We start from the raw sequence: 23181 nt of genomic DNA on the forward strand, positions 1-23181 counted from the left end.
TAATGTAGTGTGATTTAGATGTTTCTCTATCTTATGGAGGAGCATCTTTTTTATTTTTCCTCATAAAACTTCTTCCTTTATACATGGATTAAATTAAATTCGGACAAACTTTTACTAACAGAATAAAAGGAAAAAGGGTGGAGTTATCCAATGATCAAACCTGGAGTCAAATGTGTTGTAAGCACTTGTACTCATTATTTATACGGAGACCGGTGCGGAGCAGGTAATATCGATATTTTGCACGAAGAAGAAACACATATGTCTGAAATAGCTGAGAACACGATGTGCAAAACTTTTAGCCATAATGCCAGGATATTGAATTATGTTTCTTCAGCAGACAATGTAAACTGGACAGGAAGTATTGCCGGTTTGCTTGATCCGGAATATGAAGTAACCCCAACGATCCGCTGCACGGTAGCATCTTGCAAGTACTGGGGCGAAGGTGCTGTCTGTATTGCCGAAGCGATCGAAGTGAGCGGCAGGAACAGCGATGAATGCCAGGATACCAATTGTGAAACGTTTTTAAGGAGAGATGATGATGGACTATAAAATGCCCGTGAAAGAACTGGATAATGGCACAGACTATCCTCTTATCGTGCTTTCAGGCATGACTGGATTAAGCCAGGAAAAAATCAAGCAGCTTAGTGATCAAGGCCATTTTCAAATTCGAGAAAAAAACGGTGAGCAAGTGGTTAACGGAAAAGATTTTCTTGCCTTTGCCAGAAGCGTTAACAACCATGTAGACGTAGAGAAAACAAATTATTCTGTTATGAAGGTAAATGAGACAGAATAAACAGAAACAAACCAGGTGGCCATTCAGTTCACCTGGTTTTTATTGGAATACTTTCAAAAATAAGCTCATTTTTTAAAGTGCTTCAATAAATCCTTTAACCTCTCGACGGAAAATGCCCCTTTTGTTGTTATTTCATAGACCATTCCGTCTTTTTCCCCTGTTAGGACATAATCCCGATGGATGTGGTCTTTGTAATAGGTCCATTCCATCGCATTAATGTGAAAACGTTCCACTTTTTCAAGCTTCGGTTCCACTTTTTCGGTTTCTTGCTCTGCACGGTTCTGCTGCTTCGTGTTTTTAGCAATGTCTTGTTTTGCAAATCGGGAGTTTTCTGGGAGTTTGCTTTTTGGATAGGCGAATACAGCCATGGAACCAGCTATTTCAACCTTCCCTTCTCTTTTATCCGCTTCCGGGACATGATAGTCTAACAGGACTCCAGGACCCTTTTCAGGCACATAAGATACGGACATAAGTGTTGCTCTCTCCTGAATTCCGCTTATCGTATATATATCGAGCTTATCATTAATATTTGCAAGGGCTTTTTGTGCTGCATCAGAATCTTCTTCTGCATTAAAGACATTTAAACTGTCGGCATCCGCTTCCTTTGCATTTTTTGTTTCTCGATCGTAAAGCAAGTGGATCTTATCTCCATTTTCATCAAAAACATCCGTGGTGCTGTCCTGATTCCCCCCGGTATCCTTGATGCCTTCAGGTTCCTGGTTAACCTGGTCCATCGCTATGTCGGGGTTCATATTCTGTAATGCATAAGTTCCGAGACCAATTAAAAGCAGAAAACAAACAGCAAATGACAGCATGGCATTCCACTTTAAAAACCTTCGGCTGTCTTCCTGGCTTCCCCATTCCGATCTCACTCTATTCAGGATCGAATGTTTTTCGCCAGGATGGAAATCTCCGTTTCGAAAGACAGTCCTGTCCATGCTTTTCCTTAGATTTTTCAACCTGTCGTCCATTCTATTCACTCCCTTCAAGCTGTTGTTTAAGCAGCTCTTTCCCGCGTCGCAGCCTGGTTTTAACCGTGGCCATCCTCAAATTGGTCACCGCTTCGATTTCACGCATTTTTAATCCTTCGTAGTAATAAAGAATAATAATTTCCCTGTATTTTCTCGGCAGCCTCAGGACTTCGTTTGCGAGTTGCTCATCTTCGCTATCCTGTACCACTCTGGCTTCAGCTGATTGTTCCGTCCTTCCTCCCTGAGGCTTCAGCCGTTGAATCACATCGAACTGCCGGAAGAATTTGCTCTTCAACATATCTTTTGCATGGTTGATGGTTATACGGTATAACCATGTCTTATAGGTGCTCTCTCCATGGAACGTATGCAGATGGTCAAAGCACTTGACGAATACTTCCTGTGTCACGTCTTCTGCAAGTGCCCAGTCTTTTACATAGGTGTATGCGAGGCGTTTAACACTCTGGCCGTATTCATCGATCAATTGTTCGAGCAAGTCTTCATAGTCCTGGTTTGTCTGGTAATCCTTCGACATTCTTCCTTCCCCCATCACCATCTGTAGCATAGACGACATTTTCACGAAAAATGTTTCAAATTTATGTATCCCTTTAAACGTACCATATTTTTACAACAACTTTCATTCAAAACTATTAAGTTCTTTTAGAAACACGACATTTCGCTTATCTTTTTCAACCTTGAACAGGATAGGTACTTCTACAAATTTTTCCTGCTATAATGAGAATAAGGAGGCGATATCCTTGACGTACTTTGGAAGAAAGTTGCTTGTTTCCTTGATTACTAGTCTACTTACAGTGATGGGATTTACGGCGATAGGAATTTTCACGATGGAACCAGAAGCGATCGGCTTTGGGCTGGCCACAGCTGTTTATGTTTTTCCGGCGATTTTTTTATACGGATTGCCAGTTTCTTTATTGTCTGATCTCTCTACGATCAAGCTTCATAAAGCACGGCCGATGGTTGCTTTTTTCATACATATTTTATTTGTGCTTGTCCCCACTTTGATTATTTTCTTATGGGACTATGACTATTCTGCTTTTTCCCAGTTAGCATTAACAGCGCCCGTTGCTGTGCTATATTGGATTGTTGACGAACTTTCAAGAAGATGGGCTCAAGATAGAAACAGTGATGGCTATCGGTTGAATGGAAGAATGACGATAATTTCGGCAGGAGTCGTTTCTCTTGTTTTGCTTGCCGTAAGTTTTTCATGGGTATACCAGAATATGTTCCCGGAAGAGATCACGCCGACAGTTTATCAAATTCCTGAAGGTTATGAAGGATGGGTGCAGATTATCTACGATCAAGACTCCCACCCACCGCTCACCGAGAAATATGAACACCTTGTTGCCTCTATCCCCGAAGAAGGCATATTAAGAACATCTTCTTCCTATGAAGGCTCTTCTGTTGAGGATGAATATTATTATGTTGATAAAAAAGGCTCAAAAAAGCGCCTTGAGCTTCAAAAGGACATCCACGGCAACAGTATGGGGAGCTTTCATACACAAACAAGTGATGGGGAAGATGTTACTTATGATAATATCTATCACTTTTTTGTCGGAAAGAAAGAAGAATTTGAACAATCAAGCGGCTTTGCACTGGAAACGCATCTTCCTGAATTGCGCGACCAGAAGCCTTTCCACTTTTATATACCAGAAGATTATCAGGGCTGGGTGCAGGTGGAATATGGCATAGAAGAAGGGCAATCATACATGGAGGCAAACGATAAAGCTATCATTCAAGTAAGTGAAGATGGAAAAGCGGCGATTCCTCCAGAACAAATCGAATATTCTCCTAAAATCGATAAGTTTTACTTTGTGGACAGTGAAGGAATCGTAACAGAGATCCCGGAAAAGTTAGTACACGAAGTGCTTGTTAATCCTTACGTCCTCACCTTTTATATAGGGCCGAAAGAGGAATATGAAAAAGTCGCACCGTTCGATTATCCTGCATATTTAAAGGAATCTAGTTAGTTATTGGAGGAGAGCCATTGGAAAGAGCAATAACAAGTTGTATGAACTGGACCGGCAGCGAGGAACGCTATTTAGATACCATCGATATCGAGCAAGTCGGTAAAGTGACGGTCGGCAGGTATGGAGGGAACACGAAAGCGGGAGCAGCCAAAAACGAAGACGGGCTGCTCTTATGGACGAGAGATGAGTGGGAGTTCGCGATGCTACTGGATGCCCACATGACAGACCAGAGCGCACGGCTGCTCGTGGAAACTATAGCGGGAGAGTATGAAACAATAAAAATAATTCTTGAATCAGAGCCTGTTGATCACGTGTTCCAGACAGTGGAAAACCGACTAACATCTCTTTTAAAATCTGAAGAGTTTCTTCAGAAATGCAGCAACGTACAGGGGGAAACGGCTTGCTTAATCTGTTTAAGAGCCGGCAATTATCTCTGGTGGTTGTCAGTAGGAGACTGCGTTGTCTATTTACTTCATCCTGAGCTAAAAGCGCTCGGCCAGGTTATGCTTAACCAAAGAAACTATTTTGAGTGGATCGGCAAAGTGAATACCTTCTCTCTTCCGGTTCCGTGCTATTCATCAGGAATCAGGGAGCTAAGAGGCGGCTTAAACAAAATTGTGATGCTGACAGATGGGGTGTTGGAGTTTGGCGACAGGCCATACGAAAACCAGGAATTTTTTTATAAAAAAATGATGGATAAAAGCAATCAACAAGCTGTTAAAAAAGTTTTGAATGATGTACAGGAGAAATACGGCAGGGACAGTGCAACAATTCTCGCCTGGGAAATCGATAACCATTCTCCTGCTCAATATCCGAGCGACATGAAATAAGGCACCTGGACCTGGTTCAGGTGTCCTTTTATATTTCCAAGAATAATCATAATGTGTAAATAACTATATTCATCAAGGCCGCCAACCAAAGGGGTTCCTTTATTCCCCTAAATTATCCTGTGATCCAGGCATAGAGCGCCCAGATGATCCAACCTAAAAGGATAAGCGGAAATCCCCACGTATCATAAATGATTCGAAACTTGTCTTTGCCTCTCCGATCCTCGTCGTTTCTGTTTCGGTCGAACGGATTGAAAGGATCGATCATCGTTATACCTCCAAACAGGTAGTTTTTCCTAATTTTAACATCGATCAATGTATCTGTGCCTTTTTCACCATAATAAAAATAGCTCTTTCGGAACTGTACAAGCCTTATTAATTATTAGATAATTCTGATAATAATTTGATAGCAGCAGCTGGTCTTCCTTTGTTTCTTATTAAAAATGAGGAGGCGTCAAAATGAATGATGTTCGTGTTATTCCTTATCTTGTGGAAGAGGTTCAAGAAACGGCTTCGCAATTGCCCAGAGGAATCGAGATGATTCAGGCCCCTGATTTATGGACAGAATCGAATAAAGGAAAAGGCTGTATCGTCGCTGTCATCGATACAGGCTGCCAGACAGACCACCCGGATTTAGCCGAACGCATTATAGACGGCAAAAATTTCACCTCTGACCACAATGCTGATCCTAAAAATTATGAAGACAATAACGGACATGGAACACATGTGGCAGGTACAATCGCTGCTTCTTTAAATCAAAACGGTTTTTCAGGAGCTGCTCCTGAAGCAAATCTACTAATTTTAAAAGTGTTGACCGGACAGGGAAGCGGAAAATACAAATGGATCATCGACGCCATCAATTACGCAGTGGATTGGAGAAGTTCTGAGGGAGAAAAGGTAAGGGTTATTTCTATGTCGCTCGGCGGTCCAACCGATGTCCCAGAGCTTCATGAAGCTATTAAACAGGCCGTCTCCAGAGGCGTGCTCGTCGTTTGTGCAGCCGGAAACGAAGGCGACAACAACGGGAATACAGACGAATTCTCTTATCCTGGTGCTTATAACGAAGTGATTCAAGTCGGAGCAGTGGATTTAAACCGCAGGCTAGCGAGCTTTACAAACACGAATGACCAGGTCGACCTTGTGGCACCCGGAGTCGATATTCTATCTACCTATCCCGGTGGAAAATATGCACGTCTTTCGGGAACTTCCATGGCGACTCCACACGTTTCAGGAGCTCTTGCACTGCTCATAAATATAGCTGAAAAAGAATTTGACCGTCCGCTAACTGAGCCAGAGCATTATTCTCAATTAATCAAACGGACTGTACCGATCGGTTTCGGAAAACGGTCAGAAGGAAACGGGATACTTGCATTATCCCTTGTCGACCGGTTCCTCGATCTTCTAAATTCTTACTATAATGTCAACGATGAAAAGAAAACAAAAGAGAACAAATCGATGGTAATTGTTCCATGATACAGGAAGCATTTTGGCCGATTCGTTTGAAATTGGCTGAAATGCTTTTACATTTTTTAGCTGCTATACCGCCTTAGAAAATATGAAACTTCATTAAACTTAAAAATAATAATAGAAGAATCCACTATAATATTTTCTAAAAAATGATATTCTACCCATTTTGCTTTGCTTGATTTCGGCACCGTACTGCTCGGTTTGTGTAATTTAAGTGGGTGATACATTTGTATCACTGCCTTTTTATGGTATTCTAGAAATAAATGGTGAATTTTTCTTTGTAACAGGGGTTGGTGCTAATTAAATCATATGTTGAAATTCCATTACCATTTCGGTTACCTATTGAAGAAGGAAATAAGGCTGTAACAGGGTATCAAAATAAGATATTTCAAGTTGAATTTAAACATTCCCCTTTATATTTGTCTAAGGATAAAATAGAATATACAGAGACTATTCAAACTCTGTTAAAAATCACCTATATATATGATGGTGACGGAGTTCCCTCCGAATCAAGTGAAATGTTAAGGGGGATAATATACAACTGTTTAGGTTTTATTAATAATTTTCTCTCAGCTTTAAGGTTTACAAATGAGCTAAATTATATACAAGAAATAAGTGTTTATGACTTGCCAGATTTTTTACCAATTGAGGTAGACGGTGAAACTTATTTATATATAACTTCCCCTATGCAATTAATTGAGGAACGAGAAATATTAAATGGTAATGATTTGTCAAAGACTCAACAAATGTTAAGTACATGGGAAAAACATCCTGAAATTGGATTAGTTGACCGCTTTTATTCAAGTGCCAAACACTCATTAGCTTCAGAGAATTTTCTTTCTGCAATTATTGAACTTCAAACATCTTTTGAAATATTCATTAGAAACACTATGCGATTAATTATCGTTCAAGATGGTATTAGATTCAACAAACCTAAAAAAGAAATTGAAAAAGAAATATTAAATAAAAAAAATTTACCTTTCAGAAATTTAGTGGAACAACATCTTTCTAGAAAGTTAGGTGTGAAACTTAATTTTCATAATCATGACGTTGTTAATGAATGGTATGAAAAATTATATAAAATTCGAAATGATATTGTTCATAGTGGTAAGTTCTTTGTGACGGATAATGAGGCAAAGGAAGCTTACGATAGCTACGTAAAAATCAGGAATTATATTTCAACTAAATTAATTGAAAAGAATTATTTAAGTGAGGATGGAAATGTTAATCTTAAATATTTTGAAGAAGTGTATTCTAATCCCTTAAAGGATAATGAGATACATGAAAAGTTAAAGAAATTTGGTTTTCTTCCCGATTAAACTAGTGTATTGAATGCACGAAACAAATTTATACCTGAAATGTAACAACAAAACAACTTGTTGAAAGCAGAGCGATTAACTAAAAAAAAACACAGTAAGGAAATCGAGGATAATTCTGGATCGCTTAAGAAGCGATTAAGAATAAAAAGTTAAAATAAGAAAAACATTTTTTTATTTAGTTGTATAGGTGGTCATTTGAAGAACAAATAAGACAGTGATAGGCTTGTAAATTATCCATTAAGATGTTCAATTTTTTAAAAACTGCTAGCTTAAATCGATACTTTTATTGTTTTTAATAATCTTAGTTCCAGTGCTTGAATACATGGAAAAATGATTTAAACACAAAGCGTACCCCAATAAAAACAACCTCAATCAAATCCGGAATGCTAAAAAGTATATCAGAAATCCACTCCCACTTCTTTGTTTTCTTTTTATTTTCCATGACTTTGCTCTCCTCTCCGGTCTGGCCGTTTATCTATTTACGAAGAAACTGTTAGGAATGTTTCAAAGAAAGAGGGCGATCGGCAATCCTTTACGTGGGAGTCGGAGGCATAGTTGCGCTTCTCTATATTCTTAAACTTTTCAACAACGTCGAGCACTCTCCTCTGCTAAAAAGTTATAGTTTCCTTAGTACATGAAAAAGAGGGCTATCCGCCCCTTCCTCATTTTTTATCGTATTTACTTTGACTGGCCTTATTCCCAGTTGTGTATTCATAAGAAGAATCGAACTCTTCCCTGTTGAGATCTCCCTTGTACACTTCATAACGTTCTTTATCTTTTCTCGCTTTTCTTTCGTTTCCCATCGATACCCTCCTTTTTCTTTTAGGGTAAACAATACTAAAATGGAATATGCTTAATAATAGATGATATTTTTATCCGCTTACTCCCCGCCAAAAGTTTTCGTCACACCCCAATATCGGTCAGCCTGATAATCATTAAATACAACATCAAGGTCATGTAAAATTCGATGAGTGATGAATAAGTCTTTTACATTGTTATTCGCAAGTGCATCATCGATTCCTTTTACTGCATCTTCAAGATCGGTTTTCAACGTGCCTTCCGTTTTGGGCAATAAATCCTCTTCTATGACTCTCTTTTGTTCTTCTAGCTGGACACTCCGCTCTTGCGGTTTGACTCCTTTCCATGCGCCGTAACCAAGAAGGTTGTTGAAGTAATCATGGATCAGGTGGATTTGTTTGTTTAAAAATGCTTTTGCCTCTTTTATATTTTCTTCCTCTTTAATAATTTTCTCAGGCTCGACATCATTCACTTCGTCGTTCTTTTTCGCTTCTTGCAGGGTCCTGGTACTGTCATCGCCAAAATAATAAACAGAAAAGGCGGCGATTATGATAGCCGAAACTATTAATCCTCCAAAAATCAGTAATTTCTTTTTCACTGCGACCTCCTTGTATCGGTGCATCTTTTTATTTTAACCTTACAATCTATTAGACGGAATTTTTTGGGAAAATGATGCAATAAAACGCAAAGCGGGGTCTGACCCCTTTAAGATTGTGGATAATTCATTTTGCCATTAGATGATCTGGATGATTAGCTATCTTCCGGTAATGTTAGCAATATTCTGAGTTGTTCGGATATAATTGTATTAGTTTTTTGATATGTTTTAAAGGGGGAAGTGCAAATGAAAAGCTGGAAGGGGTCTGCTGCAATTTGTGTAAATGATTCAGGAGAGGTTTTAATGGTGCGTTGCAAGGGTGATGATGGATGGGCCGTACCATCAGGAGGAATTGAAGAAGGGGAAAATCCGGAACAATGCTGTATAAGAGAAGTGAAAGAAGAAACGGGCTATGATATCGCACTTGAACAGAAGCTTTTTACAAAGCAGACTGAAATAAAAGGCATTCAAGTTGAAACCCACTATTTTGAAGCTATTGTTACCGGTGGTGAAATGAAACCAGATGATCCAGACGACCTGGTCCTGGAAGTAGGATGGAAAGATCTCGCAACTCTTGATAAGCTAAGTCATACCTATCCAGAGGACACCGAGTACCTGCTGCGTTTTATAAAAAAGTAAAAACATACGGAATAAAATCCTGCCCTGTTTTCAGTTGGGCAGGATTTTTCTGTTGGAATGATGATGTCAGGCAAACTATTGGAGCGTCTGCTGAATAGAAGTAAAGATTTGATAATGCCTTGCTTCATCGATTGCTGCATTTTGAAAAAAGCGCTGATATGCCGGATACATTCCCAGTCGGGCAGCGATGTTTCGGTAGAATCCTACCGCTGCTTCTTCATCTTTAATTGAGTCACTTACTCCCTGGCGGAATGTTCTCGGCAGTTCAGCTGTAGTTAATGTTACATATTGTCCCGTCAGCCTAAAATAGATGCGTGAAAACCAGCGGAGATGCTTGATCTCATCCTGCCTGATCCCCAGGACCTGTTGACGGAAGCGATCATTCGGAGCTAGTTCTGCAAGCTTTGTATAATATTGTACCGCACCATATTCATCGTTTGCTGCTTTGTCAATATCCTTTAACAGCTGTGACATATCCCCCTGGCTCATTGCCTGTTGCTGCATCATTTGGCCTTGCTGTGTCATTTGGCCTTGCTGCATCATGCCAGGCTGGGCCATTCCGCCCTGCATCATCCCCGGTTGCATTTGTTGGCGATCATCATACATAGGCCATTGCCTCCCTGTTTTATACTACAGAATATATGTATGCGATTGCCCACAATTTGTGAAGGGTCTTTGTGAAGGGGTCTGACCCCCGGATTTCTGTGGATAACTCTACACTAGCTTTCGTTTGTAAACTGTTGCTGTTGGTAGTTTTTTTCTTCTATTTTGTTTTGGGCAGGTTCCAGGATGGATGTGAACTGGTCCCATAGGAGGGTGATTTCGGGTTCATTGTTAACGGATTCCATCGCTTTTTCATAGGCTTCGTAGTCTTTATAAAATTGGAGTTGAACGATTTCGGTCGGATTGCTTTTGCATTGCAAATGAACGGTCTTGGAGTCGATATAATAGTTGTAGATATGAGCTGTATTCGCGTTGATTTCAAAGTAACGTTCCAAGTTTTGAGGAGGGACGTGAAATCTATAAAGCTTCATAAATTCACCTGCAGGTTCAAAATCGCCTGATAGTAACCTGTACTCCCTTTCGCTGATCTCTTCTTCTGCAAGGCAGCTTTTAAATACATCCCACTGAGCGTTGACTTCTGGATCATTCTGCATGCCATCCGCTTTTTCAGCAGGACTGTTGATCAAGATCTCCAGCCATGTTCCTTCTTGCTGCAGATTTTCAAAGTGCAGTGTTTTTCCGGCATCATGCTTTTCATAAAGAATATTTGCTTTTTCTTGAACTTCTTCAAAGACATTCCTCTGCTCTGGTTTAATCTTATACTCATAAAACGTCACTAACACTGCACGTACCTCCTTTTAAAATAAGGTGTTTTTCTAAAAGATTGTTGTTTTCGCACAAAAGCGATAAACTACGACGCAAATGCAGCATTGATTTTCACTCCGGGCAGTTCGCTTCCTGCGGGAAAGTGAAGACGTTGAGACCCCGCAGGGAGCGTTCTTTGCGAGCGAGGAGGCTCAGCGCGAGCACGCGGAAAGCGTAGTTTATTTCCGCAGCGGTCAGAAGTAACTTACATCGCAGTTCATCTCTAATAGGAAGCTTATTAAGCAACAAAGTATGCGAAAAGCGCCTAAAATAAAAAGTAAAGCTTGTTATAGAGCATCATATATCCAATGAAAACAAGAACGATAAAAGAGATGAAAAAAGGGATCAATAAAAATAATACCCGTTTTTGATTCCTTCTTTTCACCATTCCCATCAGCGATATACACATTGTGGCAAAGATAATCAACATGGCTAGAATCAATGCCACTACCGCCGCTCCTAAGAAATGAATCCAGATCAACACCAGTGTGGTGAGAAGGAAAATAACCATCATTGCTATTAAAGTGAAAGAGAACTTTATGAAGTCGAATCTGATTGTTCCTCACCAGCCTTATTTTTTATGGCAGCCGGGATAAAAGATCTTGATTGTCCTTTAGGAATGCTGAGCGTTTTCCACTCCGAGCCCTTTAATTGTTTACCGATATACAAGATTTGCCCAAGATGATTGTGTAAGTGAGCAAGCTCTCTCTGGATTGCTTCCATAATCGTCAGGCGTTCCTTACGAATGGTAACTTCCTGAAGAAGAAGCCCTGGGGAAAGCCCTTCCAGCGTTTGAAACAAAAGCGACCAGCCGCTCTCCCAGCGTTCCATCAACTCTTTTTTTGAACAAAATTGATTTATAAATTCTGCATCCCGGTCCCTGTAGTCCTTTTCCCCATCTGCTGTCAAAAAATCCACCCATCTTGAATGCATGTTTCCGCTTATATGCTGGAGCAAAACACTGACGCTGTTCGATTGCTCATTCGGGACCCAGTGGAACTCCTCTTCGTTTAACTGCTCGATGGCAGCTTCTGCACGCTGTTTGATATGCCTGAATTGCTCGCAAGAATTTTTTAAATAGACGGTTCCCGGATCTCTCATTGCAACTGCGCCTCCGATTCTCTTTTCCTCTGTAAAATTCTATTGATTACCGGCCATGTATAGCTATCAAACTTATCAATGTCATCCAGTGCAATCCATTTTGCTTCGAAAATATCTTCGTTTTCCGGTAAAGTCCTGTCGATGAACAAACCCCCGCCTTTAACCCCAGCCAGAAAAGTGTATTTTGAAGGTGATTTTTGCAGTAAGGCCTGGATTTCAACGGTATAGCCCGTTTCTTCTTTCACCTCTCGTGTACATGCCTGTTCCGGTGTTTCGTTCGGTTCGACACCTCCCCCCGGAAAATTCCATACAACTGCTCCCCGCTGGACCTTTTGCTTTACCATTAGCACGTTTCCTGAATGAACGATGGCTGCCTGTGAAATCATGGCACTCTCCTTTTAAAAGTTGAAGTATACTACTCTGTATTCAAACCGCTTTGTTAGCCCTGTTTTCTTCGCCACAGCATTGGACGGTTCGTTAATCTCCATGCAATCCCAGTAGACCGTTATCTTTTGTTCCCGGCACTTTTTTACAAACTCGTAAGCTAGCATTCCCGCCAGGCCATTTCCCCGATGACCTTCCAATGTTTCGATATCCACCGTATGGGTATTGCCCGCTACAAACGCAGAGAAACAGAGACTCGCGACTTCGTTGTTATGTATCGCTGCAAAGCCGACTCCTTCTTGAAAAAAATCTTCGGTTGTTATCCAGAACTCCTGGATTTTCTTTTGTAAAAACGCTCCATTTTTTAGCTTTCCTTTTTCAAGCATCTGTTTTGTTAGCTTTACTATTTCATAACGGCTGTCGAAAACAGGGGAAGGAGGAAGGTTGTTCTGCTCGTCAAATTTATAGACTCTCTGGTTGTCGATTCCAAATCCTTCATTATCCTGAAAAAGGGCTGACAGCGTCCGTTCCCACTCGTGATGGTAAACTGCGGCATACATGCCATTCAGGCCTCTCCTTTTCATTTCCCCTACTAAATAGTTATCGACAAAATCGTTCAGGCTATCATTAAATGGCCCGTTCTCTGGATCACCGATAAAAGCAAACCCCAGATCGTTTGAATGAAACCAGATGAGCCCTGTTCCTGGATTTTTCGGGTCATCTACAAAAACTCTACCGGGATTGTTCCCTTCTATTACAGCTCTTGCTTCTATACTCGGATTGCCTTGAAGCAACGATAGGCATTTATAGAAATCTTTTTTGTCCAGTTCTTTAATCATTGTGTTAACTCCTTACTTTTTTGCTGAAAAAATGAGGAAAAGCGGAATCCGGTTTCGTCTCTGGAACTCCTGTTCATCTGAAAATCTTTCTTGGTTCGGCCTTCCTTCGCGCAGATCCTCGACTTGAAATCCAGCTTTCTTCAATTCCGCGAAATAGTCTTCAGTTGTTCGGTGGTACTTTACCACCTTTTCATCGATCCACGGCTCTACCCGTTTGCCGGTTTGGAAATAATCATCCACGATCCAGTCTGTCCTGCGGCCTGATTTTGCTGCGCTTTTCGTTGTGGATGTTAAAACAGGATGCTGGACACTGAAGACAAATCTTCCCTCAGGTTTAAGCGCACCGTAGACCTTTTTGAAAATCGGGGTAAGATCTTCAAGATAATGAAACGCAAGCCTGGAGATAACCAGATCATACTGCTTTTCAGGATAATTCCATTTTTCCATCGTGGACGTATGTACCCGGCCATTAACGTCGGCCAGATTCTTTCTTGCCAGTTTCGCCATGTTCCCCGAACCTTCCACCCCGGTATAAGACTGGGCACCTTTCTTCAAAAGAGAAACACCTGAGGTTCCATCGCCGCAGCCTAAATCAAGAACATCCAGTCCCTCTACCCCACCCAGCAATTCATCCATGATCGGCTGTTCAATCGTGTTGTTCGGGCTGTTCTCCCTAGCCCGCCTTGCCATATACTGCTCAAAGAAACGCTCATTCTCATAAGCCTCGGAACCTCTATACTCCTGAACTCCATCTTTCTTAAAGGACATATCAACAACTCCCTCGGGGTCTGACCCCACCGTTTTTGTGGATAACCCAAACGATTGTTATTTTCTGGCTTTAATAAGTATACCAAATTATTTTAGCAGCAAGTTTCTTGAATTAGTTGCAAATAATCCGGGGGTCTGACCCCATATTTTCTGTGGATAACGGATAAACTCCCCTAAAATAAAGTTCCTAATTGTTCTTCAGTGAATAAAAGCGTTAATATTCTAAACTTTTTTGTTAAAAGTTATTGAAAAATTTAGAATAAAGCGTATAATCGTCGTTAAAACATTAAGAGGAGTGGTAGTTTGAAGGCTTTAGAGAAAGCGAGCCAATTCGCAGGTAATACCTTTGCTGTTTGGGTGTTGGCTTTTGCTGTTTTAGGATTTTTGTTCCCTGGAGGATTCACTTGGATCGGGGCATACATCACCATCTTATTAGGGGTTATTATGTTCGGTATGGGGATGACTCTTTCCCTGGATGATTTTAAAGAGGTTTTTAAGCAACCGAAAAATGTGGCGATCGGGGTTGCCGCCCAGTTTGTGATCATGCCGCTGCTTGCTTTCGGGCTCGCAGTCGTGCTACGCCTTCCACCAGAAGTTGCGGTCGGTGTAATTCTGGTAGGCTGTTGTCCTGGCGGTACTGCTTCTAACGTCATCACTTATCTAGCTAAAGGCAATACAGCTCTATCGGTGGCGGTTACTTCCGTCTCCACGCTGCTGGCACCAATCTTAACGCCGGCTCTTACACTTATGTTCGCAAGTAAATGGCTTCCAATTTCAGCGGGGAGCCTGTTCTGGTCTATTTTTAAAATAGTTGTTATTCCTATTGTACTGGGATTAGTGGTGAAAATGTTGTTCCGAAAACAGGTAGAACATAGTATCAAAGCTCTTCCCCTCGTTTCCGTTGTTTCTATTGTAGCGATAGTTGCCGCAGTAGTAGGTCTGAGCAAGGACAAAATTGCAGAAACAGGATTACTTATCTTTTCCGTCGTTATTCTTCATAACTTACTTGGCTTATTGATCGGATACTGGCTTGCTAAACTGTTAAAAATGGATTTGGAAGACCAAAAGGCTATTTCCATTGAAGTCGGTATGCAAAACTCGGGTCTCGGAGCAGCGCTCGCAGCGGCTCACTTCTCTCCACTTGCAGCAGTTCCCAGCGCGATCTTCAGCGTCTGGCACAACATTTCAGGACCAGCACTTGCAACATGGTGGGGAAAACAAAAAGAGAAGAAAAACGAAGTACCTGCTGCAAAGAAAACGAGTGCCTGAGGTATCGTTTAACACCTTCCATTTAGAAACCTTTTCTTCATGGGAGGTTTTACTTTGTCTTTTGTCCAATTAATAAGGAGAGACAGGTATAAGATTTCTTCACTTTTATAGTACTTGATAATAAAAGAACAGGGAGTGAGCTAATGAATATTGTTGTTATCGGAGCTGGAGCACTCGGAGCTTATTTTGGGGCAAGACTTCAGGAAGCAGGGCAATCTGTCCAGTTTTTAGTCAGAGAAAGACGGGCGAAGGAAATCAAAGAAAACGGCCTTAAGGTACATAGCGTTAACGGTGATTACACGTTTGACCATCCTCGTGTTGTACAAACCGTTGAAAAAATCGAAAATCCTGATCTAGTTATTTTAGCTGTTAAAGGCTATCATTTGACCGACACACTGCCTCTGCTTTATCCATTAGTTGATAAGGGAGCAAAAGTATTGCCAGTCCTAAACGGCATGGAACATATTACGATCCTTCAGAGCGAACTAGGAAAAGATGCTGTGCTCGGCGGTGCTGCTTACATCATTTCAACGCTTGATGAAAAGGGCCATGTTGTCCACTCAAGTGAGATGGATACGCTTCTGTTCGGCCCGCTCTGCAAGTCACAAGAACCCTTCTGTGAAGAGTTACAGAGTATTGTTAGCACTGCCAACATCGACGGGAAGAACATCCCTACAATCGAAGAAGAAATGTGGAGAAAATATATGTTTATCACCGCGATGTCAGGCGTGACAACAGCAGGGGATTTTTCTATCGGTACCATTAAAAGCTGTGGAGCAACAAAAGAACTATCCAAAAAAGTCCTTGAAGAAATGAAAGACCTGGCAAACAGCTATGGGACTTCCCTGACGGAACAGGATATTGAAGATGGCTTCTTAAAACTGCAAAGCCTTCCAGACCAGGCTACCTCTTCTATGCATCAGGACATGCGAAAAGGGCTCACCCTGGAAGTCGAGCACCTTCAGGGCGGAGCCATCAGACTCGCAAAAGAAGCCGGGATCGACATCCCGCATATCGAAACGCTTTACGCTTTGATAAAGCCGTATGAAAAAGGGCAAGTCCCCCTATAATACAGGGCAGGTCCCTACACGGACCTGCCTCTTTGTTACCGTATAAGGAAGTATCACTTTTTATGCATTAGGGAAGGCTCGACATCGATAAAAAATTCAAGAACATAGATAAGTGCAACTAACCCTCTGTCTTCCCCTGAAGGCTCGCTATCGTGCGAGTCTTCTTTATCATCTTTCTCACTACCTCTTTCATTGCCTGAAGCAAGCATGAAGTTATCCACAATTTTAATGGGGTCAGACCCCCTATATGCTCAAATCAAGATAATGATTTTTAATCCCGTATCGGATGAGTTCGTGTTTGTTTTTGAGATGCAGTTTTTGCATGATGTTGGTTTTATGGTTTTCAACTGTTTTTGGGCTGATAGAGAGCTGCCTGGATATTTGGATGTTGGTGAATCCGAGCATCGCCAGCCTCACGATTTCTTGCTCACGGTTAGTCAGGATCGATTCCTTTTCCTGATCATCAAAAAGCTTGTTCAATTGTTCTTCTGGAAAACCGGTTTTGTAATACCGCTCTCCTTTATTCACAGACGTGATCGCTTCGTACAGAAGATTTTCATGGCTTTTCTTTAACGTATATCCATGAATATTCAGATGAATGGCTTTACGGACATAAATTTCTTCATCATGCATCGTTAAAAGAACGACTTTTGCTGCGGGCAATTGGGCCATGATCTCTTTTGCGGCAGTAAAACCATCGAGCCCGTCAGGCATCGATAGATCCATTAACACAACATCAGGTTCAACCTTTAGCGCAAGAGTGATCGCTTCTGCCCCATCGCTTGCTTCTGCTACCACATCCAGGTCTGGATAATTTTCGAGCAACAACCTTATTCCTTTGCGAATCAAAACATGGTCATCTACAATCATTACTTTAATCATGTAATCCCACCTGTTCTTGAGGAATTAGTATTACGATCGAAGTTCCTTTTCCTTTTGAAGAACGAATGTCAATCTTTCCGTTGAGCTGGTTAACCCTCTCTTCCATGTGTTTTATTCCGAGTCCTTCCTTATTGTCATCCCGGTTAAAACCGACCCCGTTATCGATAATGCTTACATAAATCCCCTGTTCCAACCTTTTTACGGTAACTTCCACTAAACTCGCACTGGAGTACTTCATAATGTTGTGTAACGCTTCCTGAACAATGCGGTACAAGTTGATCTCAATCATCGAATCAAATCGCCGGCTAATATTCGTATGAAAATCGATGGTCGCATTCAACATTTTGGTTTCTACAGAACGGACGAGCATCTCGATTGTTGGGATGAGGCCGAGCTGGTCAAGGCTTTTAGGCCTCAATTGATAAGCATATGCTTTGACATCAGTCATTACTTTATCAAGCTCATCACGCACCTCGTGAAAATAGGTAAGAAGCTCTTGGTCATGTACATGCTTTTCAATCGCATCGAGTGCAATGGAAATGCTGTACAGCGATTGGCCTACCCCATCATGGAGTTCCTGTGCAAGCCGCTTATGCTCAAGCTCCTGTGCTTCTGTCAGCTTCTTAATCATCAGCTTGGAAATTCGCGCTTCCTCTTCCTTCTTCTTAATCGCCTGGTCTCTTAAAACAAGCAGGTAATGGCGCTCCCCCGTATTTTCATCATGAAACATCTTCGCAGTGCTCATTTCCACATCGATCGTTCGTCCATGGTAAGTCGGCATTTCTGACAGAAAATAAGGCACTTCATCTCTTGAGATAAGGTAGCAGCGTTCCTCATCCGGCTTCACTTCCCTTTTTTCACAAAAAGAACAGTATGGGACCCTGTCATAAAGGGCCCAGCCTGTAAGCCTTTCTGCTGCAGGGTTCATTTCCAGGATGACACGGTCGTGATTCATCACAATTATTCCATCCTGGATGTACTCGTATATTTGATCTAAAAATCTGCTATGCTTATTGTTATTTTCCATGCCGGCTCCCTCACTATCGACCTAGCTTATTATTATTATATCACGAATACCCCCATGGGTACCACCAACCAAACTCCTACAAAAAAAAATAACCCCTTCGATTTTTCCCTTTGTTAGTAGGAAAAATTCACCAGGGGTATTTGCTTATGCTGAAACAACCGGCCCTTTTTCTTCTAGCCAGGCGAGATAACCGCCTTTTAAATTTGTCACATCTTTAAAACCTTTTGCCTGAAGGATGCTCGCACCGATTGCAGAACGGGCCCCCGACTGGCATTGGACGATCAAATGTTTATCAGCAGGCACTTCATCCAAACGGTCTAACACCGTGCCAAGCATAATATGGTTAGCTTTTTCTATATGCCCAGCTTCCCACTCGCTCTGGTTGCGGACATCTATTAGATAATAATCACTGGATTCCAGATGGTCCTGTAATGCTGATGCCTCTATTTCAGGATATGTTTCCAACTCTGATACCTCGTTCAAAAGAGAAGGATCAGCATATGCTGTAAACCGGTCGAGCCCGATCGATTGCAAGGATTCACGGACTGCTTCTGGCTCTTCTGTAATAAGTCCAAAATCCTCATCATAGCTTAGGATCCATCCTGCCCAGTTCGTGAATGACTTGTTAAACGGAACATTGATGGTTCCCTGTAGATGCCCTCTGGCAAATTGGTCTGCCGGCCTTGTATCAATAAACACCTTTTTCCGGGTGGCTGCTTCCAGTTCTTCTACTGTTTCCAGCCTGTTTAATGTTTCGTTTGTTAAAACTGCAGGGCCAACTTTGTTTACCTTTTTCATCATCGCAAAATATTTTGGAGGTTCTGGCTGTCCGTCCAGTACGGTTTTCACAAATTCTTCTTCATTTTCGATTTGGAGCGCCCAGTTATATAGCTTTTCATAGCCGACAGTAGATAATGGTACAGCTCCAAGCGCCTTCCCGCAGGCACTTCCCGCTCCATGTGCAGGCCATACTTGCAGATGATCCTCAAGATTTTTAAACTTGCTTATCGAATCGAAAAGCTGCCTTGCACCCGTTTCAGCTGTTCCGGCTACTCCCGCTGCTTTTTCAAGTAAATCCGGACGCCCGATATCACCGACAAACACAAAGTCACCTGTGAAAATCCCCATCGGTTTTGATGCGCCAGCGCCCTTATCCGTCAAAACAAACGAGATGCTTTCCGGCGTATGTCCCGGCGTGTGCAGTACTTCGAGCTCTATGTTTCCAACCTTAATAGCCGCCCCTTCTTTAACTAGTTCATGTTTCACCTCATCAAGGTACTGGTACTTCCAGTTTTCGTCTCCTTCATCTGACAGATAAAGCTTTGCACCGATGTCATTGGCAAGCTGTCTCGCTCCCGAGACAAAATCTGCATGGATGTGGGTTTCAGTCGCTGCTACAATGGCCAGGCCTTCTTTTTTCGCTGTTTCCAGATATGGAGAGATGTTCCGTGCCGGATCGATAACAATCGCTTCCCCGGATCTCTGGCATCCGACCAGATAAGAGTAATGAGCTAGTTTTTCATCTGTAAAAGTCCGAAAAAACATTTCGTTTCCCCCTCCAGCTCTTTTTATTTTTTCTCTGAAATTACTTCTAGCATTGTTTCTGTGTACTTCAATGCCCTCTGGACAGAAGGGTCTTTCGTAAGCTTGAAAATCCTCAGGATCGAGACATTCGAATCATCTTGCTTTTGTTCAAATCTTTGGTTCGTCTCTTTCACGATGCTGACTCCCCGGTTTAACGGCTCCACGGCCTTTTGAAGATCTTCTTTTACAAAGTCCAAAGACTCACGGTCCTTCAAAACACTGCTAAAAAACACAAGTAGCTCTTCAAGTTTCTCCAGATACGGTACCATCCTTGGAAGCAGTTCTATCGTTTTCGCTAAAGATTCGAACGACGTTTGGTTCAAATTTAGCTGGCCAAGCCTTGTTTCAGCATCACTCAACACTGCTTCAAGTGACTGTTTATCATTCAAAGTGGATTTTACAAATACTGAAACATCCTCTAACGATTTCAGTGTTTGAACAAGCTCTGGAAGCTTTGTGACCAGATAGTTCAACGATTCGATTTGTTCTGTTTTTTCGATTGACTCAATCAATTCTTCCATCGGTTTTGTTTCACTGGTGGTTCCCACTATAGCTCCTCCCTTCGTATGCCTACATGACTCCCTTTAGCATTCCGTTCCAGTACATGATCGGTAGAAAATCTTTTTTCATAATATACATGCTCACTCGCTCTTTTGATTGATCGATCGGAAAGGACTCTGCCGGATTTTTATCATAGTCAAATTCAGCAAGCACCAGGCTGTTATAGCCAGTAACGAGCGGACATGAGGTATATCCATCATAAGTTGCTTTCATTTCCTTGTTCTTAAGCAAAGCTAATAAATTCTCTGCGACAACTGGTGCCTGTTTTCGGATAGCTGCACCTGTTTTGGAAGTCGGGAGGTTCGAACTGTCCCCCAGGCTAAAAACGTTTGCATATGTTTTATGCTGTAAGGTGAACGGGTCAACATCTACCCATCCCTGTGCATCAGCAAGCTGGCTCTGGCTGATAAAATCCGGTGCGCTCATCGGTGGAACTACATGGATCATGTCATACTTCATCGTTTCTTTTTCGTTTGTCTTTAGGTTCTCGAATACAGCTTCTTTTTTATCCGGGATGATTTCTACCAGGTTACGGTTATAGTTCGTTGTTATCTGTTTACGTTCGATAACCTGGTCCAGTGTGTCGGCATACCGTTTTACTGCAAAAATATTTTCTGCGGCGGAAGCAAAAATGACCTCGCTTTTGTCTCTTACGCCCGACTTACGGAAATATTCGTCAGCAAGATACATGATCTTTTGCGGGGCGCCTCCACATTTAATCGGTGTGTTCGGCTGTGTAAAGATTGCCTTTCCGCCTTTAAAATTACGGATACTTTCCCATGTTGAATCGACATATTCATAGGAATAGTTACTGCAGACACCGTCTTTTCCGATCGCATCCCTCAAGCCTTTGATCTGGTCCCAGTTCACCTGGATCCCTGCTGCAACTACGAGATAATCATATGTGATAGAGGTGTTCGCTTCAGTAGTTAAGCTATTCTCCTCCGGATAAAAGGCGTTAACCGCTTCCTGGATCCAGTCTGCTCCCTGCGGAATTAAATCGGCCATGCTTCTTTCGGTGACTTCCTTTTCGGCCACTCCCCCGCCAACAAGTGTCCATAACGGCTGGTAGTAATGTTTTTCCGCAGGATCAATGATCGCTACTTTCCCTTTCAAAAACGGCGCACCCCTCAATAGTCTCGATGCTACCGAAATACCTCCAGTACCTGCTCCAACGATTGCCACAGTATAGTGCTTGTCCATCTTATCCCCTCCTATAGAAAACGCTTACAACCTTGTATAACTTCATTGTAAAAAAAACACGCCTACTAATATATAGGGGAATCCCCTTATCTTTTGGCAGGGGGTCTGACCCCCCGTTTTTTGTGGATAACTTTCATCTCCTGGTTAACCTATGCTAACGGAATAAACCTCAATCTTCCGGTCCCATTTTTGTATTTCTTTTTCAAATGACATGCCGATGTTTAGAGCGACTTTTTTTGAAGCGATATTTTCCGGGGCGATCAGGGAAATCAATTTCTCATATCCTTTCTCTTCCAAGCCATACTTCTTGCAGGCGCCTGCTGCCTCTGTCGCATATCCTTTCCTCCAGTGCTCCCTTACAAATAGATAGCCGATCTCAAATTGTGTTGTTCCATCTACAGTTTGCGGAACGATTCCACACTGTCCGACAAAAGTTCCATCCTTCCGTTCCACAATCCATAAACCTACCCCATATTCCTTGTAATTTCCGAGTGTCCAGTTTATCCACTCTTTTGTTTCTTCTTTTGTTTTTATAGAAGGATAATGTTCCATCGCTACCGGATCTGAAAAAATCACAAGTAAACGATCCACATCATCCGGCGTCATTTCTCGAAGAACAAGCCTCTCGCTTTCTGCAATTTTCATTGCCTTCCCCTCCTTCTCCCTAATTAACCAAATCAATATACCCATATTGCCCGGTAACCGAAAAATACTTTTATTTTATAACTAGAAACATACCATTTACTTAGATAATTGTAGTACAATCGTTTGATTCTAAATTGTGACAAAGATGTTACAATTGGAAAAATGAAAGGAGAGGATACCATGGAAGGAAGAGAAATACTATCAATGTGCTTTGGAGTTGCATTCATTTTATTACTTATCTATGCGGTGTCCTACTTATTTATTTAGAACGGAACACAAAGAAAACCTGCACGATTGGCAAGCCTTTCGGCGAAGACAGAGGCGTAGTTGCTCTTATCTATGTTCTTAAACTTACTACCGACGTCGAGCCTTCTCCCTTGCTAACTCTATACGGCGAAAAAGCTCTGGTATCCCACCAGAGCTTTTTTCCGCTTATAAGCAACTATCAACAGTTATTTGAGTTATCCACAGTTTTCTGCGGGTCAGACCCCAAAAATATTGTGGACAACCCCTTTCCACTTTTTCTTCCCTGCTGTTCCGCTATCCGCTTGCCTTTATTCTTTCACATTTATTTGGCATTATCTCATATATGTATTTGGCTGGGCTAGCTGGATTCGAACCAGCGCATGACGGAGTCAAAGTCCGTTGCCTTACCGCTTGGCTATAGCCCATCGGAGTCCCCCTAAAAGGGGGACTGTAATATTAAGAAGTTTGGTTCTGGCTTGATTGCGCTTGCTGAATAGTCTGTTGTGCCTGGGTAAGCTGCTGCTGGGCCTGCTGCAACTGCTGTTGTTGTTGAGGGCTTGCCTGTGTCATGCTTCCCTGAGCTGTTTGAAGCTGTTGCTGAGCTTGCTGGAGCTGCTGTTGAGCCTGTTGCATTTGCTGCGGGTTAGCGCTGGCAGTTGCCTTTTGGATCTCCTGCTGTGCTTTTTGGGCAGCCTGTACAGCCGATTGAAGCTCCATTTGTTGGTTCTGTTGGTTTTGTTGGTTTTGCTGGTTCTGTTGGTTTTGTTGATTATTTTTCATAAAAGAAAGCCCCCTTGTGCATTAATGGTTTTTAAGGAGTTGGAATAACCCAACGCTAGT

Annotated in this window: 30 protein-coding genes and 1 tRNA gene; 9 read left to right on the forward strand and 22 right to left on the reverse strand. The window is 41.9% G+C overall.

Features of this window, described 5'->3' with window-relative positions; genetic code table 11:
- Positions 1 to 150 precede the first annotated feature (150 nt).
- Both FCL54_RS12095 and FCL54_RS12100 read left to right on the forward strand, forming a co-directional pair.
- Positions 151 to 549 carry a DUF1540 domain-containing protein gene (locus FCL54_RS12095; RefSeq protein ID WP_138126756.1) on the forward strand — a complete coding sequence of 133 codons (399 nt, stop codon included), beginning with the start codon at positions 151 to 153 and terminating at the stop codon, positions 547 to 549.
- Entirely contained in the window at positions 539 to 793 is a 255-nt protein-coding gene (locus FCL54_RS12100) for a hypothetical protein (RefSeq protein WP_138126758.1), read from the forward strand. Before FCL54_RS12095 ends, FCL54_RS12100 begins: the two co-directional genes overlap by 11 nt.
- Before the next feature lie 65 nt (positions 794 to 858).
- Here the strand turns inward: FCL54_RS12100 and FCL54_RS12105 are convergent, their stop codons facing one another.
- Both FCL54_RS12105 and FCL54_RS12110 read right to left on the reverse strand, forming a co-directional pair.
- Positions 859 to 1764, reverse strand: coding sequence for a helix-turn-helix domain-containing protein (locus tag FCL54_RS12105; RefSeq protein ID WP_138126760.1), 906 nt, complete (start codon positions 1762 to 1764; stop codon positions 859 to 861).
- Between the two features lies 1 nt (position 1765).
- Entirely contained in the window at positions 1766 to 2296 is a 531-nt protein-coding gene (locus tag FCL54_RS12110; protein ID WP_171016812.1) for a sigma-70 family RNA polymerase sigma factor, read from the reverse strand.
- Positions 2297 to 2519: 223 nt separating this feature from the next.
- Between FCL54_RS12110 and FCL54_RS12115 the strand changes: the two genes are divergently transcribed.
- Positions 2520 to 3749, forward strand: a complete 1230-nt coding sequence (locus FCL54_RS12115) for a DUF6843 domain-containing protein (RefSeq protein ID WP_138126763.1) — start codon at positions 2520 to 2522, stop codon at positions 3747 to 3749.
- Between the two features lie 41 nt (positions 3750 to 3790).
- The gene (locus FCL54_RS12120; protein WP_138126868.1) at positions 3791 to 4579 is read left to right on the forward strand and encodes a PP2C family serine/threonine-protein phosphatase; all 789 of its coding nucleotides are present in this window, start codon (positions 3791 to 3793) and stop codon (positions 4577 to 4579) included.
- Between the two features lie 112 nt (positions 4580 to 4691).
- On the opposite strand, the gene FCL54_RS24005 is transcribed toward FCL54_RS12120, so the two are convergent.
- Complete coding sequence (locus tag FCL54_RS24005; protein WP_171016813.1) at positions 4692 to 4844, reverse strand: hypothetical protein; 153 nt, start codon at positions 4842 to 4844, stop codon at positions 4692 to 4694.
- 191 nt (positions 4845 to 5035) lie between these two features.
- On the opposite strand from FCL54_RS24005, the gene FCL54_RS12125 reads away from it, so the two are divergent.
- Positions 5036 to 6049 carry a S8 family peptidase gene (locus FCL54_RS12125; RefSeq protein ID WP_138126765.1) on the forward strand — a complete coding sequence of 338 codons (1014 nt, stop codon included), beginning with the start codon at positions 5036 to 5038 and terminating at the stop codon, positions 6047 to 6049.
- A 287-nt stretch (positions 6050 to 6336) separates the two neighbouring features.
- Positions 6337 to 7362, forward strand: a complete 1026-nt coding sequence (locus tag FCL54_RS12130) for a HEPN domain-containing protein (protein ID WP_138126767.1) — start codon at positions 6337 to 6339, stop codon at positions 7360 to 7362.
- Positions 7363 to 7663: 301 nt separating this feature from the next.
- Here the strand turns inward: FCL54_RS12130 and FCL54_RS24010 are convergent, their stop codons facing one another.
- The 3 genes from FCL54_RS24010 to FCL54_RS12135 form a co-directional block, all read right to left on the reverse strand.
- A complete protein-coding gene (locus tag FCL54_RS24010; protein ID WP_171016814.1) occupies positions 7664 to 7804 on the reverse strand; it encodes a hypothetical protein in 141 nt (46 codons plus the stop codon).
- Between the two features lie 220 nt (positions 7805 to 8024).
- Complete coding sequence (locus tag FCL54_RS24015; RefSeq protein WP_171016815.1) at positions 8025 to 8165, reverse strand: hypothetical protein; 141 nt, start codon at positions 8163 to 8165, stop codon at positions 8025 to 8027.
- A gap of 77 nt (positions 8166 to 8242) precedes the next feature.
- Positions 8243 to 8758 (reverse strand): hypothetical protein, encoded by a 516-nt coding sequence (locus FCL54_RS12135; protein ID WP_138126769.1) that lies wholly within the window; start codon positions 8756 to 8758, stop codon positions 8243 to 8245.
- Between the two features lie 243 nt (positions 8759 to 9001).
- On the opposite strand from FCL54_RS12135, the gene FCL54_RS12140 reads away from it, so the two are divergent.
- Positions 9002 to 9394, forward strand: a complete 393-nt coding sequence (locus tag FCL54_RS12140) for an NUDIX hydrolase (RefSeq protein WP_138126771.1) — start codon at positions 9002 to 9004, stop codon at positions 9392 to 9394.
- Between the two features lie 75 nt (positions 9395 to 9469).
- On the opposite strand, the gene FCL54_RS12145 is transcribed toward FCL54_RS12140, so the two are convergent.
- The 7 genes from FCL54_RS12145 to FCL54_RS12175 all read right to left on the reverse strand — a co-directional run bounded on the left by FCL54_RS12145 (position 9470) and on the right by FCL54_RS12175 (position 13854).
- Complete coding sequence (locus FCL54_RS12145; RefSeq protein ID WP_246055225.1) at positions 9470 to 10000, reverse strand: ferritin-like domain-containing protein; 531 nt, start codon at positions 9998 to 10000, stop codon at positions 9470 to 9472.
- Between the two features lie 113 nt (positions 10001 to 10113).
- Entirely contained in the window at positions 10114 to 10740 is a 627-nt protein-coding gene (locus tag FCL54_RS12150; protein WP_138126773.1) for a hypothetical protein, read from the reverse strand.
- Positions 10741 to 11027: 287 nt separating this feature from the next.
- Positions 11028 to 11210, reverse strand: a complete 183-nt coding sequence (locus FCL54_RS12155; protein ID WP_171016816.1) for a hypothetical protein — start codon at positions 11208 to 11210, stop codon at positions 11028 to 11030.
- Between the two features lie 89 nt (positions 11211 to 11299).
- Positions 11300 to 11863: a DUF1572 family protein gene (locus FCL54_RS12160; protein ID WP_138126777.1), complete on the reverse strand. Its 564-nt coding sequence runs from the start codon at positions 11861 to 11863 to the stop codon at positions 11300 to 11302.
- Positions 11860 to 12249 (reverse strand): NUDIX hydrolase, encoded by a 390-nt coding sequence (locus FCL54_RS12165; RefSeq protein WP_138126779.1) that lies wholly within the window; start codon positions 12247 to 12249, stop codon positions 11860 to 11862. The genes FCL54_RS12160 and FCL54_RS12165 overlap by 4 nt, the downstream gene beginning before the upstream one ends.
- A 12-nt stretch (positions 12250 to 12261) precedes the next feature.
- Positions 12262 to 13086 carry a GNAT family N-acetyltransferase gene (locus FCL54_RS12170; protein ID WP_138126781.1) on the reverse strand — a complete coding sequence of 275 codons (825 nt, stop codon included), beginning with the start codon at positions 13084 to 13086 and terminating at the stop codon, positions 12262 to 12264.
- Between the two features lie 12 nt (positions 13087 to 13098).
- Complete coding sequence (locus tag FCL54_RS12175; RefSeq protein ID WP_138126783.1) at positions 13099 to 13854, reverse strand: class I SAM-dependent DNA methyltransferase; 756 nt, start codon at positions 13852 to 13854, stop codon at positions 13099 to 13101.
- Positions 13855 to 14157: 303 nt separating this feature from the next.
- Between FCL54_RS12175 and FCL54_RS12180 the strand changes: the two genes are divergently transcribed.
- Positions 14158 to 15123: a bile acid:sodium symporter family protein gene (locus tag FCL54_RS12180; RefSeq protein ID WP_138126785.1), complete on the forward strand. Its 966-nt coding sequence runs from the start codon at positions 14158 to 14160 to the stop codon at positions 15121 to 15123.
- Positions 15124 to 15266: 143 nt separating this feature from the next.
- Positions 15267 to 16193, forward strand: a complete 927-nt coding sequence (locus FCL54_RS12185) for a ketopantoate reductase family protein (protein WP_138126787.1) — start codon at positions 15267 to 15269, stop codon at positions 16191 to 16193.
- Positions 16194 to 16246: 53 nt separating this feature from the next.
- Here the strand turns inward: FCL54_RS12185 and FCL54_RS24020 are convergent, their stop codons facing one another.
- From FCL54_RS24020 to FCL54_RS12225, 9 genes are all read right to left on the reverse strand, one after another.
- Complete coding sequence (locus tag FCL54_RS24020) at positions 16247 to 16402, reverse strand: hypothetical protein (RefSeq protein WP_171016817.1); 156 nt, start codon at positions 16400 to 16402, stop codon at positions 16247 to 16249.
- Between the two features lie 34 nt (positions 16403 to 16436).
- Positions 16437 to 17075 (reverse strand): response regulator, encoded by a 639-nt coding sequence (locus FCL54_RS12190; RefSeq protein ID WP_138126789.1) that lies wholly within the window; start codon positions 17073 to 17075, stop codon positions 16437 to 16439.
- Positions 17068 to 18102 (reverse strand): sensor histidine kinase, encoded by a 1035-nt coding sequence (locus FCL54_RS12195; RefSeq protein ID WP_138126791.1) that lies wholly within the window; start codon positions 18100 to 18102, stop codon positions 17068 to 17070. Before FCL54_RS12195 ends, FCL54_RS12190 begins: the two co-directional genes overlap by 8 nt.
- 144 nt (positions 18103 to 18246) lie before the next feature.
- The gene (locus FCL54_RS12200; RefSeq protein ID WP_138126793.1) at positions 18247 to 19647 is read right to left on the reverse strand and encodes an MBL fold metallo-hydrolase; all 1401 of its coding nucleotides are present in this window, start codon (positions 19645 to 19647) and stop codon (positions 18247 to 18249) included.
- Positions 19648 to 19670: 23 nt separating this feature from the next.
- Positions 19671 to 20234, reverse strand: coding sequence for a hypothetical protein (locus tag FCL54_RS12205; protein WP_138126795.1), 564 nt, complete (start codon positions 20232 to 20234; stop codon positions 19671 to 19673).
- Positions 20235 to 20256: 22 nt separating this feature from the next.
- Positions 20257 to 21450 carry an NAD(P)/FAD-dependent oxidoreductase gene (locus tag FCL54_RS12210; RefSeq protein ID WP_138126797.1) on the reverse strand — a complete coding sequence of 398 codons (1194 nt, stop codon included), beginning with the start codon at positions 21448 to 21450 and terminating at the stop codon, positions 20257 to 20259.
- Between the two features lie 144 nt (positions 21451 to 21594).
- Positions 21595 to 22095: a GNAT family N-acetyltransferase gene (locus FCL54_RS12215; RefSeq protein WP_138126799.1), complete on the reverse strand. Its 501-nt coding sequence runs from the start codon at positions 22093 to 22095 to the stop codon at positions 21595 to 21597.
- Positions 22096 to 22691: 596 nt separating this feature from the next.
- Positions 22692 to 22766 (reverse strand) — tRNA-Gln (locus FCL54_RS12220).
- A gap of 31 nt (positions 22767 to 22797) precedes the next feature.
- Positions 22798 to 23121 carry a hypothetical protein gene (locus FCL54_RS12225; RefSeq protein ID WP_138126801.1) on the reverse strand — a complete coding sequence of 108 codons (324 nt, stop codon included), beginning with the start codon at positions 23119 to 23121 and terminating at the stop codon, positions 22798 to 22800.
- Between the last annotated feature and the right edge of the window lie 60 nt (positions 23122 to 23181).

The sequence above is a fragment of the Exobacillus caeni genome, from assembly GCF_005747095.1.
Taxonomy (GTDB): domain Bacteria; phylum Bacillota; class Bacilli; order Bacillales; family Guptibacillaceae; genus Exobacillus; species Exobacillus caeni.